The sequence below is a fragment of the Enterococcus sp. MMGLQ5-1 genome (genome assembly GCF_013155265.1).
Lineage (GTDB): Bacteria > Bacillota > Bacilli > Lactobacillales > Streptococcaceae > MMGLQ5-1.
Genome location: NZ_JABJXU010000008.1, coordinates 106,078 through 118,638, shown reverse-complemented (window position 1 = coordinate 118,638; position 12,561 = coordinate 106,078). Strand labels below are relative to the sequence as shown.

Below are 12,561 nucleotides of genomic sequence, written 5' to 3'. Positions count from 1 at the left end.
CCGAGCGGGAAATGTACTTTTTAAAGATTTTTTTAAGAGGCAATTTAGCACTATTTTCTACGTCGTTAAACGTCTTTTGTCCCACCTCCTTATTCTCGTTTAAAAAAGATTAAATATTTGCTGAAAATATAATTCGCTAAAATAACAATAATTTGTGCCGAAATCTTAACTGCTGCTTCATTGAGCTGTAATTTTTTAAAGAAAATAAATAAAATCAACATTTCCATTAGTAGCGAAATCACTCGATACACATAGAATAAATAGATTTCCTTAACTAATTCCTGCCCCTTTACATCACGACGGTTAAAAACAAATAATTTATTGGTAAGATAAGCAAAAAGTACCGAAAGAAACCAAGCAATAATGGTACTTATTTGATAATTAAAATCAAAAAACGCACGACATGCTGAGTAGCTGATTAAATTTACTAAAGTTGTCAGGCCACCAAAAAAAAGATATAAGATAACCTCCTGATGACGTTTAATTACTGTTTTCAATGCTGAACTCCTTTGCAATTACTTCAACTAATATACCATAATTAGCGAAAAAATGGCTTTAATTTTAAAAACTATATAAAATTTATAACTTGATTGTTACAATTTTTATAGCGTGCCAAGCAATATCTTAAATATTAAGAAGAACTTAAGAAATTATCAGCGTTTTTAATAATATCTATCCCTTAAAATAGAAAATGCTACAGGAGGCAATTAAATGAAAATTAATTTATTAGTAGTAGATGATGATGCAACAATCCGCAAGGGGATCCGAATTTATTTAGAACAGGAGGGCTATCAAGTTACGGAAGCAAAAAATGGCGTGGAAGCACTGGCTAAATTACAAGAGCAGGAATTTCACTTAATTATTTTAGATGTAATGATGCCTCAATTGGATGGCAATTTAACAAGTATCAAAATACGCTCAGCAGGTAATAATATACCAATTCTAATGCTTTCAGCAAAATCCGAGGCAGTTGATAAAATTCAAGGACTAACTGTTGGCGCTGACGATTACTTAACAAAGCCATTTAGTCCAATGGAGCTGATTGCACGAGTCAAAAGCTTATTACGACGATTTATCGACTTGGGTGAATATGAGAATAAACAAAAAAGTGATTTGCTAATTGTCGATGGCTTGGTGCTTGATCAAAATGGAAAAACTGTCACAATTGACGAACGTCCCATCAAAATGACCCCAAAGGAATTTGCAATCACAGAGCTCTTAATGAAAAATGCAGGTAAAGTTTTCTCAATCGACGAAATATATGAACTCGTTTGGCAAGAGCCAAGCTTTAATGCCGATAATACGGTTTCAGTTCATATCCGAAAAATTCGAGAGAAAATCGAAATTAACCCTAAAAAACCAAAATATTTAAAGGTTGTCTGGGGGGTTGGTTATAAAATCGAAAAAATATGAAATTAGATTGAGGCGAAGTATGAAAAATCAGCTAGAAAAAATTTGGCAGAAAAAAAAAGATCTTATTCTATGGTTATTGGGAGCAAGCTGCATTTCAGCAGGTTTAATTCTATTTTCAGCGAGTACAAATGAATTAAATTCACTTCAAAGCGAGATTGGTGACAATAATATCCAAAATAATATCGTTAATAGAAATCTCTACTTTCTGGAAAATCAGTATGCGGATAATTATTTGAAAGCCTATACTGATCAAACCATTCAACCAGAAAATATAACAAGCGATCAGCTAGAGCGTTATAAGGAGACTAAACAAATCAATGAAGCACTTGGCACAGAAATCCAAAATAAAGTGAATGCTTTGAATGAGCAAAAATTGACTGGTGAGGCCTATCAGCAGGCTCAAAATTCATTAAATGCTGAAATCAAAAAATTAATAGAGAGCTACAGTGATCAGAATTTAAAGCTGAAGCTGATTGAAGAAATAAATCAATTTGTTGAAAAAAATAAAAAGAACTGGCTAGAACAGATTGATTTAAGCTCTAATATTGAAAATAAATCTTTTGACTACTTTATGATCTTGCCAAATAAGCAAATTTTAACTAATAATCGTAAATTAAAAAAATTAGACTACAGTGAAGCTAAAAACTGGCTAGAAGCACAGAAAAAATATCAAACGATCGTAGCAACAACACAGACCTTTAGTCTTAATGACTTATTTTATTTTGTGGCTAATTCTAAAGCTGAGGCCATCTCAATTGACACTTTAAATGAACAAACTACGATCAATCAAAAAATGCTAATTGGTTTAAGGGCAAATTCTCCTTTCGCAAAAACGATTCAAAATAATGAACAGCTTATTCCAAAATATCAAATCGTAAAATTTACTGGACTCTTCATGCTATTGATTGGCTTAGTCGTAATCATTTATCAATATTTAAAATCGACATATCAATTTAAATGGTTACAAAAACGTAGTATTGAATTACAAGCAATCGCATTATTAATAACGCCGCTCCTTATATTAATCATCTCAAGAGGTTATTCAGCAATAAGGATAACATTATTAATACATTTTTGTATCCTGACGGCAAGCATCTATCTTTTCAATGCGATCATAAAAACTCTAATCGATAAGCTAACTAATAATCAGATGAAAATGGCTGGCTTACTTAAGGAAATCGAAAGTAACTCCTGGACAAAACGCCTCCTTGATAAGATAAGCTATTTTTCAGTGCTTACCCGCTTGGCAATTTACGCGCTTACTTATGCAATTGTGACAATAGTACTAATTATCGGTCTCATCATTATTAATAGTATTTTCCAAACGTCTAATATCATTTCTCTATTCACCTTGTTGATTGCCTTGGCGTATTTTATTGGTACGATTATCGTTACCTTGAAGCTGATTCGACAGGTTAATGAATTATTCCGTAAACCAGCAGAGCTATTAAATATACATGGCGATTTAGTACCCTTGAAAAAAGATGCTTATTCCGCCAATCATTATTTAGATAAGCTTAGCGGCCTAATCGATATCTCACAGGCAACTAGTCAAAAATCAGAAGCCTTTAAAAACGATTTAATTACCAATGTTTCACATGATTTAAGAACACCCTTAACTTCGATTATTACCTATGGTGATTTACTAACTCAGGATCATTTAAGTGACAGTAATCGGCAAGAATATTTAGCAATTATCAATCAAAAATCAGCACGAATGAAAGAAATGATTGAAGATTTGTTTGAGGTAATTAAAATGGATCATGGCGATATTATACTAAACAAATCAGAAATCAATCTGGCAGAGCTTTTAGAACAGGTCATTGCCGAAAATAGCGAGCTCTTCGAGCAAAATAAATTAAGCTTGATAACTAAAATCCCTAAACAATCAATACTAATTACGATTGACGGCAATCAAATCTGGCGCGTTATTGAGAATCTATTAATTAATGCAGGAAAATATTCATTAGAGAGTAGCCGAATTCATATTCGCTTAGATGATATGCCGAAAGAAATCAAGCTAACTATAAAAAACACTTCAAAATTCTTGCTTGATGAGGATGCAGAAAAATTAATTGAACGCTTTGGTCGTGGCGATCAAAGTCGAAATTCGGATGGCAACGGACTTGGTTTGGCAATTGTCGATTCTATCATTAAGCTGCATCAAGGAAGCTTCCAAGTCGTTATCGACGGTGATATGTTTAAAACAGTGGTCGTTTTACCAAAAAATACTTAAAAAAAGGGTTAGGACAAAAGTCCTAACCCTTTTCATATTATTCGTAATTTATCTAGCACGTGTGATTTACCGAAACTCTCCCGAAACAATAAAATTTTTTCAACAATTCAACTATAACGCTAAAGCGTTAAGTTTCATTTGTCTTAAATTTATTGTTTACCGTTTGAGTTTGGTAAGCAATCACACTTAGCTTTTATGTTTACAAGGAACAATGCGACAATTTCAATGCCATAGGGAAATAGATAAATTTCCGAATATTGTTTAAAAAGCTGAAATGACCGTTTAGCGTTGTAGAAATTTAGGAAAAAGGCGTAAACAAGCTTCAGCTTGTGCGTACTTTTTCTCTAATTTCCTAAACGCTGGTCATTGAAGCTAGATTATCTAAAAAGCTGAAGCGGCTTGCTTTGAAAGTTGAGCATAAGACTGAAAAATAGTAAAAGGCGCTCTTTGCCATGTCGACTTACTCTCCGAGAATTTCAGAATGAAATTTGAGGCAGTTAGTCGGCAAGGTATGCAATTGAACTTACTTTTATAAGCGACCAAGGAGAGCTTTAAAAGTTTAGTTCAGTTGTTGCCACAAATTATTTTTTCAGCATATGCCGATACTTTCAAGCCGTTGAAGCTAGATTATCTAAAAAGCTGAAGCGGCTTGCTTTGACGGGCTTTCTCTTTCAAAATCATCTGATAAGTGATCAGAGCTTATAGTACTTGGATGTATTTTAAGCCAGCTTATTCTAGATTAATAAACACTACATCTACACACTATCTTTCTATTACATCATGCCCATCATAGATGGATCCATACCACCAGGCATACCTGCCGGTGCTGCTGGAGCTGCTGGTTCAGGCTTATCAGCAACCACTGCTTCAGTTGTTAAGATTAATGAAGCAACAGAAGCGGCGTTTTGTAAGGCCGAACGAGAAACCTTTGCTGGATCAACAATCCCTTCAGCTACCATGTCGCCCCATTCACCAGTTGCAGCGTTGAAACCAATACCTACTTTTTCCTTCTTCAAACGATCAACTATCACTGAGCCTTCGTAACCGGCATTTTCAGCAATTTGACGAATTGGTTCTTCTAAGGCACGTAAAACAATGTTAATACCAGTCGCTTCGTCACCTTCAGCTTCAATTTCAGAAACCTTATGAGCCGCATTGACTAAAGCCGTACCACCACCTGCAACAATACCTTCTTCAACAGCAGCACGGGTTGCATTTAAAGCATCCTCAATTCGCAATTTCAATTGCTTTAATTCTGTTTCAGTTGCAGCACCAACTTTAATCACTGCAACGCCGCCAGAAAGCTTAGCTAAACGCTCTTGTAATTTTTCACGATCGAAATCGGAGGTTGTTTCAGCAATTTGTGCTTTAATCACTGCAACACGATTTGCAATCGCATCCTTGTCACCAGTACCCTCAACAATTGTCGTGTTTTCTTTATCAACAACAATTTTGCCAGCAGTACCAAGCGCTTCGATTGTCGTTTCTTTAAGGTCTAAGCCTAAATCTTCAGTAATCACAGTCGCACCTGTCAAGATTGCGATATCCTCTAACATTGCCTTACGACGATCACCAAAGCCTGGTGCTTTAACCGCTACTACATTAAAGGTACCACGAATTTTGTTTAATACTAAGGTTGGTAATGCATCACCATCCACATCATCAGCAATAATTAATAACGCACGACCTTGCTGTAAAACTTGTTCTAATACTGGCATAATATCTTGGATATTTGAAATTTTCTTATCTGTAACTAAAACATATGGATTTTCAAGCTCGGCAACCATTTTTTCAGAATCAGTTACCATATATTGTGAAAGATAACCACGGTCAAACTGCATACCCTCAACAACATCAAGCTCAGTCGCCATCCCTTTTGACTCTTCAATTGTGATGACACCATCATTACCGACTTTTTCCATAGCTTCTGAAATGTATTGACCAACTTTTTCAGAACGAGAAGAAACAGCTGCAACTTGGGCGATTGCTTCTTTACCAGAAACAGGTGTTGCGATTTCTTTCAATGCGTCAACCGCAGTTTCAGTTGCAATTTCAATACCACGACGAATGCCAATTGGATTAGCACCTGCTGTTACGTTCTTTAAGCCTTCACGAACAATCGCTTGAGTTAAAACAGTTGCCGTTGTTGTACCGTCACCAGCAATATCATTTGTTTTTGAAGCTACTTCTGAAACTAATTTAGCCCCCATATTTTCAAAATGATCTTCAAGCTCAATTTCCTTAGCAATTGTTACACCATCATTAGTGATTAACGGCGAGCCAAAGCTCTTCTCAAGAACAACATTTCGACCTCGTGGTCCTAAAGTTACCTTGACTGTATCTGCTAAAATATCAACACCACGAACCATTTTACTACGTGCATCTTCTGCAAATTTAATTTCTTTTGCCACAATAAATTCCTCCTAATAATAGTTTTTACTAAATTTATCAGCTCAATAAAACTACTCAACTGTTGCGATTAAATCGCCAGCTTTAACTACTAAATAAGTTTCTCCGTTATCTTTTACTTCAACACCAGCATATTTTTCAAAAACAACCCAGTCCCCAACTTTAACATCCGGCTCAAATATTTTACCATGCTGTCTAGCACCAGGTCCAACTGCAATTACTTCGGCTACCTGTGGCTTTTCTTGAGCAGAGGAAGCTAAAACTAAGCCACCAACTGTTTTTTCTTCTTCCTCTTTAACCTTTAAAACTACACGATCTGATAATGGTTTTAACACATTAATCCCTCCGTTTTACTAATTAATTAATTTTAGCACTCTAACATATTGAGTGCTAATCTAATACTTATTTTATGCTATAGTCAGAAAAAGTCAAGATAATTGTTTAAAAAATAAATAATTTATATCTTTTTTTAAACAAATGAAAAACTTCCTGCAACAAAGCTATAAAATAAAAAAAGAATACGGATTAATCCGTATTCGCTCCCTGTTTAGAAATGCTTAACTCAAGAAATATCCAAAAGACTAGTCAAGCTCATTTTTTCTCAAAAAATAAATCAGTGTTTGTAGCTCATTCGTTAAATCAACAGACTGAATAATAATCCCCTCAGGTGCAGTTAAGCGCTCTGTTGTAAAATTTAAAATCCCTTTAACGCCAGCATCAATCAGCTGTGATAAAATCCCTTCAGCAGCCTGGGCGGGTACCGATAAAATGGCAACCTCAATTCGTTGTGCCTGAATATGCTCTTTCAATTCGTCAATGTCATAAACTGGCACACCATCTAAAATTTTACCAACATAAGGATTGTCTTTTAAATCAAAGGCGGCAGAAATTCTCAAGTTATTCTTACGGTGAAACTTATATCTGATTAGGGCCGTGCCTAAATTACCAACGCCAATCAAGGCAACATTAGTTTGCTCATCTTCTTTCAATATTTTCGCAAAATAACGGGTCAAGTCATCAACGTTATAGCCATAACCACGTTTACCTAACTCACCAAAATAAGAAAAATCACGACGGATTGTTGCACTATCAATTGCGAGCGCATCTGCTAATTCTTTGGAATTTGTGCGACAAATATCTTGCTCTTTTAGGCGCTGTAAATGTCTATAATAAAGTGGTAATCTTTTAGCAGTCGCCTTTGGGATTACCTGCTCACTCTTTTCTCTCACTAACTTTTCTCCCTTCGTTTAGTATTTCACAAATTAGTTTATCAATCATTTCACAAATTTTCAAGTTTTCTACTTAATTTATCAAAAATAAATTTATTATCACTAAATTAGTTAGCCATAATTTTTAATATAATCTATCAAATCTGTTAAAACCAACCTGAATCTTTGTTATACTTGTTTTTAAATGAAAGGTGGTAATTTAGCTTATACGTAATCTTCTAGTTGAATTAACCTGTAAGAAAAGGTGGTAATTTGACTTGCTAGAAATGTACGTATAAGCTAGATTGTCATTTATTGACTTGGGCAAAGTCCAAGTGGCAATCTTACTTGTATCGCTACTTTTCTAAACAAATTAACCTGGAAGAAAGGTGGTAGAAATGTTATTACTTCAAGCACAGGATATCAGTAAATTATTCGGTTCAGACACCTTGTTTGAACACCTTGATATGCAAATTGAATCAAATGCCAAGATTGGATTAGTTGGTAAGAACGGGGTCGGTAAAAGTACCTTCCTAAAGATTATTGCTGGCGTTGAAGCAGCTTCCTCTGGTGAAATTATTACAAAAAAAAATCTTACTATGAGCTACCTGGATCAAAATAGTGGCTTAAAATCTTCCTTGACCGTTTTTGAAGAATTATTATCTGTTTTTCAAGACTTAATTGCAGAAGCGGCTATTCTAAAAAAGCTAGAAAAAAAAATGGGAGAGGCAGCTGATTCGACACTAGATGAAATTATGATTGAATACGACAATCGAAGTGCCGCTTTTGCCAGCAATGGCGGCTATAGCTATGAAACAGAGGTTAAGGCTGTTTTAAATGGCTTTAATTTTCCAGAATCAAGCTACAACAAAAAAATAAGTGAATTATCTGGCGGTCAAAGAACCCGTCTTGCACTAGCAAAAACGTTATTATCAAAGCCTGAATTGTTAATTCTTGATGAACCAACTAACCATTTGGATATTCAAACACTCAGCTGGCTCGAAAATTATTTAAAAAACTACAAGCAGGCGCTACTAATTGTCAGCCACGATCGCTATTTTTTAGATAAAACTACTAATCTAACCTATGAAATTGCTAAGCGAACAATGAAGCGTTATGTTGGCAATTACTCTAGCTTTTTAACACAGAAGGCACAAAATTATCAAAGCGAAATCAAAAGCTTTAATAAACAGCAAAAGGAAATTGCTAAGCTAGAACAATTTGTTGAGAAAAATATCACTCGTGCTTCGACCACTAAACGAGCGCAGAGCAAGCGCAAGCAGCTCGAAAAAATAACTGTCTTAGACACGCCAATGCTAGACAATAAAAGCATTCATTTTTCATTTCAAATTGACAAGCCATCTGGCAATGTCGTGCTGACAACAGAGCAGCTAGCAATTGGCTATGACCATCAAAATATTGCACAAAATATCACTTTTGAAGAGCGTCGAAAAGAACGATTTGTGATTGTCGGGCCAAACGGGATTGGCAAATCAACTCTGCTCAAAACAATTATTGGTGCAATTCCAGCTAAAGCTGGCAGCTATAAGCTCGGTGCAAATGTCTCAATTGGGTATTATGATCAAATCCAAGAACGCTTGACTAAAAACAAAACAGTCCTCAATGAGCTTTGGGATGATTTTTCAACAACGCCAGAAAAGGAGATTAGATCACGTTTGGGCGCATTTCTTTTTAGTGGTGACGATGTTAAAAAAACGGTAGGTGATTTAAGTGGTGGTGAACGAGCAAGATTATTATTAGCAAAGCTATCAATGGAAAATCATAATTTTTTAGTACTGGATGAGCCTACCAATCATTTAGATATTGATAGTAAGGAAGTATTAGAGCAAAGTTTGACTAACTTTGAAGGCACAATTTTATTTGTTTCACATGATCGCTATTTTATCAATCAGATTGCCACACAAGTCATTGAGCTAAATCCAAATGGTGCGAAACAGTATTTAGGAAACTATGATTATTACCTTGAAAAAAAAGCTGAAGCAGATAATACTGCCACAGCTGCTAAATCAACCAGCAAGCAAGCAGACGCTCCTCCAAATTCAATTAATAAAGAAAAACAGCGTGAGCAACGTCGGCTTAAGCGTTTAATCGAAGCCTTAGAGCTTGAAATGGAGGAGCTGGACTTACAAATATCAGCCATTCACCAAGAGCTTCTCAAGCCTGAATTTGCACAAAATTTTGAAAAACTGCATCAGCTTAATATGACACTAGAAGAAAAGGAAAACGCACAGACAAAAGTAATGTCTGACTGGGAAAAGCTTTCATTAGAGCTTGAAGCATTTTAAGCATAGACTCTATATTTACCGAAAAACAGCTCTGATAAATAAAAAAAGAATTCTTGTCATCTCAGACGAGAACTCTTTTTTATTTATAATCATGCTGCTTCAATTCTACTTAACGATTGGTTTCTTTTTTATCAGATAAGCAAAAATACCAATACCGACAGATACGAGCACAAGCGATAATACTTGTGATACTCGAATAGTATCACCAATCATTAGGCTGTCTGTTCGCAGGCCCTCGATAAAAAATCGACCAACGCCGTACCAAATCAGATAAAAGGCAAATAGCTGACCAGACTTCACCCATTTTTGATGGCGAAGCAAAATCAAAATAACAAAGCCAATCAGATTCCAAATTGATTCATATAAAAAGGTGGGCTGATGGTACACACCGTCCACCCTCATTTGATTCACAATAAAATCGGGCAGGTGCAATGTTTCCTTCAAAAAATGATAGGTTGTTGGTTCACCGTAAGCCTCCTGATTAACAAAGTTCCCCCATCTGCCAACTGCTTGACCTAAAATCACACTTGGCGTCGCAATATCCAAAAACTTCATTCTTGGTATCACACGGTAATAAGTAAAAACAAGCAGACAAATAAAGCCAGCAATTAAGCCACCATAAATGGCAAGCCCTCCTTGCCAAATTGCAAAAACGGCCAAGGGATTTTCTCGATACGCCTGTAAATCAAATATCACATAATAAATTCGTGCCCCAATAATAGCAATTGGAAAAGTAATAAGTACGAAATCTAAAATATCATCTGACTTTAAGCCTTGTCTAACTGCTTCCTTTTGGGCAAGATAAACCCCTGCGATTGCTCCAGCTAAAATAATTATCGCATACCAGTGAATTTCTAATCCAAAAAAACGAAGCGCAATAGGATCAATACTAAATAACATTAAGCCTCACCTTCCGATGAATTTTGATTAATCAATCGATCTAAGCGCTTGCCAAATTCCGCAGTTGCATCAAAGCCCATTGTTTTTGCTCTAAAATTCATCGCTGCAGCCTCAATAATAATTGAAAGATTTCGCCCAGTTTTAACAGGAATTTTTAGCTGTGGGATGTCAACACCCGCAATCGAAATGTTTTGCGTGCCATTACCCAAGCGGTCATACGCCTTATCCGTTGAAAAGTTTTCAAGATAGATAGCAAGCTGAACCTGCATTGAATTACGAACGGCAGAGGCACCAAAGAGATTCATGACATCGATAATCCCAACACCTCTAATTTCAAGCATATGCTCTAAAATTTTAGGCGGTTCACCGACAGCAGTCAGCTCGTCCTTTTGATAAACATCAACGCGGTCATCAGCCACTAGGCGATGCCCACGCTTTAATAATTCCAAGCCGGTTTCACTCTTACCGATGCCACTGTCACCTTGGATCAAAACTCCCAAGCCATAAATATCCATTAGCACGCCATGAATGCTTGTTCGACTTGCTAGACGGTCATCTAAAAAGCTCGAAACCTCTCCAACCAAGCGACTGGTTGCAACGGTTGAACGTAAAATAGGTACATTTTTCTCTTCGGCGGCAATCTTCATCTCTTCTGCAACCTCTAGGCCTCTCGCCACAATGATTGCTGGTGTATCTTGACAAGTCAGTTTCCGCATAATCATTAAACGCTCACTCGGTACCATTTGCTCAGAAAATGAAACTTCCTTTTTACCAAACATCTGAATACGCTCGTGTGTATAGTAGCTAAAATAGCCGGTTAATTCCAAACCAGGACGTGAAATATCTGCCGTTGTAATTTTTCGTTCCAATGACTGTTGATTACCAGAGACGACCTCTAGATTAATTTTGTTAACCAATTGATTAACCTTTACAAACTCGCTCATCTATCTACTCTCCCCTTATCACTAAATAATTGACTTTCTGATGATAACACTGACACCCTGTGGCACCCATGCAGCAACTACTGCTTTTTCACGTACTTTTAGCCAGCCTAAGCCTGAAAAAACGATATCTGTCGGTTCTTTAATACTAAATTCATGACGAACGAGCTTAGGAAATCCAGATACTTCCTCTGGACGAGGCGGTTGAATTAGCTCTCCAAGGTGTTTTTGATAAAAATCAGCTGCTTTTTCTAATTTTGTGCGATGAATCGCCAAGTCATTTGAAAAATAACCAGTAAAGCTTTGTCGTTCTCCCTGAATGAAATCAAATCTAGCTAATCCTGCCAAAAATAAGGTTTGTTCTTGATTTAATTGATACGTTTTTGGCTTGATTTCTTTTTGAGGCGAAACAATTTTTAAATCTTGAGCACCAATGTAATGTGCCATCTGATGTCGATGAATAATTCCGGGTGTATCAAACAATACCTGACCGTCAGAAAGTGGTATTTCAATTTTATCTAATGTTGTTCCCGGAAACCGGCTAGTCGTGATAATGTTGTTTGTCCCAGTTGAAAAATTAATAATTTGATTAATTAAGGTTGATTTTCCGACATTTGTCACACCAACTACATAGACATCCTTGCCAGCACGATATTTTTCAATTGCTGACACAACGGGCTCAATCGCTTGCTTTTTATGCGCCGAGGTTAAAATAACATCAACAGGCTTTATACCTGCTTGGTGTGCTTGTTCAAGCAGCCATTGTCTGATTCGACTATCCTTAATTGATTTTGGCAATATATCTCGTTTATTAGCGACCATTAATATCGGATTTTTGCCTACAAAACGCGTTAAACTAGGAATTAATGAGCCATTAAAATCAAAAATATCAATTACATTAACAATTAAACTATCCGATTGACCAACCTCATTCAATAATTTCAGAAATTCATCATCCGCTATATTAACATCTTGAATTTCATTGTAGTTCCGCAATCTAAAGCATCGTTTACAATAAAGTTGACCTGTTTCAAGCCCTTTTTTTAAGACCGAATTGGGTGTATAGCCAGATTTGCTTTCTTCCTCTGTTTGAATCTGAGCACCACAACCGATACAAAATAAAATTTCCTCTACCATCTACCATTCCT

The 12,561-nt window shown here is 36.0% G+C and carries 10 protein-coding genes; 3 read left to right on the top strand and 7 right to left on the bottom strand.

Annotated elements, in window-relative coordinates; all coding sequences use genetic code 11:
- Positions 1 to 89 precede the first annotated feature (89 nt).
- Entirely contained in the window at positions 90 to 497 is a 408-nt protein-coding gene (locus HOY35_RS09395) for a GtrA family protein (RefSeq protein WP_172212630.1), read from the bottom strand.
- A 214-nt stretch (positions 498 to 711) separates the two neighbouring features.
- Here HOY35_RS09395 and HOY35_RS09390 point away from each other — a divergent pair, with 214 nt between their 5' ends.
- Positions 712 to 1,413 (top strand): response regulator transcription factor, encoded by a 702-nt coding sequence (locus tag HOY35_RS09390; RefSeq protein ID WP_172212632.1) that lies wholly within the window; start codon positions 712 to 714, stop codon positions 1,411 to 1,413.
- Positions 1,414 to 1,432: 19 nt separating this feature from the next.
- On the top strand, positions 1,433 to 3,649 hold the full coding sequence (locus HOY35_RS09385) for a sensor histidine kinase KdpD (protein ID WP_172212634.1): 2,217 nt from the start codon (positions 1,433 to 1,435) through the stop codon (positions 3,647 to 3,649).
- 773 nt (positions 3,650 to 4,422) lie between these two features.
- Here HOY35_RS09385 and groL read toward each other — a convergent pair.
- From groL to HOY35_RS09370, 3 genes are all read right to left on the bottom strand, one after another.
- On the bottom strand, positions 4,423 to 6,060 hold the full coding sequence (gene groL, locus HOY35_RS09380) for a chaperonin GroEL (RefSeq protein ID WP_172212636.1): 1,638 nt from the start codon (positions 6,058 to 6,060) through the stop codon (positions 4,423 to 4,425).
- Positions 6,061 to 6,111: 51 nt separating this feature from the next.
- Positions 6,112 to 6,393 carry a co-chaperone GroES gene (locus HOY35_RS09375; protein ID WP_172212638.1) on the bottom strand — a complete coding sequence of 94 codons (282 nt, stop codon included), beginning with the start codon at positions 6,391 to 6,393 and terminating at the stop codon, positions 6,112 to 6,114.
- 246 nt (positions 6,394 to 6,639) lie between these two features.
- A complete protein-coding gene (locus HOY35_RS09370; RefSeq protein WP_172212640.1) occupies positions 6,640 to 7,287 on the bottom strand; it encodes a redox-sensing transcriptional repressor Rex in 648 nt (215 codons plus the stop codon).
- Between the two features lie 377 nt (positions 7,288 to 7,664).
- Here HOY35_RS09370 and abc-f point away from each other — a divergent pair, with 377 nt between their 5' ends.
- Positions 7,665 to 9,572, top strand: coding sequence for a ribosomal protection-like ABC-F family protein (abc-f, locus tag HOY35_RS09365; protein ID WP_172212642.1), 1,908 nt, complete (start codon positions 7,665 to 7,667; stop codon positions 9,570 to 9,572).
- Between the two features lie 105 nt (positions 9,573 to 9,677).
- Here abc-f and lgt read toward each other — a convergent pair whose 3' ends face one another.
- From lgt to yqeH, 3 genes are read right to left on the bottom strand one after another with little or no spacing between them, the layout of a single operon-like run.
- Complete coding sequence (gene lgt / locus HOY35_RS09360) at positions 9,678 to 10,472, bottom strand: prolipoprotein diacylglyceryl transferase (RefSeq protein WP_172212644.1); 795 nt, start codon at positions 10,470 to 10,472, stop codon at positions 9,678 to 9,680.
- Complete coding sequence (gene hprK / locus HOY35_RS09355; RefSeq protein ID WP_172212646.1) at positions 10,472 to 11,416, bottom strand: HPr(Ser) kinase/phosphatase; 945 nt, start codon at positions 11,414 to 11,416, stop codon at positions 10,472 to 10,474. The genes lgt and hprK overlap by 1 nt, the downstream gene beginning before the upstream one ends.
- 21 nt (positions 11,417 to 11,437) lie before the next feature.
- Complete coding sequence (gene yqeH / locus HOY35_RS09350) at positions 11,438 to 12,550, bottom strand: ribosome biogenesis GTPase YqeH (RefSeq protein WP_172212648.1); 1,113 nt, start codon at positions 12,548 to 12,550, stop codon at positions 11,438 to 11,440.
- Between the last annotated feature and the right edge of the window lie 11 nt (positions 12,551 to 12,561).

Coding starts and splice junctions, on each gene's coding strand:
- HOY35_RS09390 (WP_172212632.1), top strand. CDS start 712: ATGAAAATTAATTTATTAGTAGTAGATGATGATGCAACAATCCGCAAG.
- HOY35_RS09385 (WP_172212634.1), top strand. CDS start 1,433: ATGAAAAATCAGCTAGAAAAAATTTGGCAGAAAAAAAAAGATCTTATT.
- lgt (WP_172212644.1), bottom strand. CDS start 10,472: ATGTTATTTAGTATTGATCCTATTGCGCTTCGTTTTTTTGGATTAGAA.
- abc-f (WP_172212642.1), top strand. CDS start 7,665: ATGTTATTACTTCAAGCACAGGATATCAGTAAATTATTCGGTTCAGAC.
- hprK (WP_172212646.1), bottom strand. CDS start 11,416: ATGAGCGAGTTTGTAAAGGTTAATCAATTGGTTAACAAAATTAATCTA.
- yqeH (WP_172212648.1), bottom strand. CDS start 12,550: ATGGTAGAGGAAATTTTATTTTGTATCGGTTGTGGTGCTCAGATTCAA.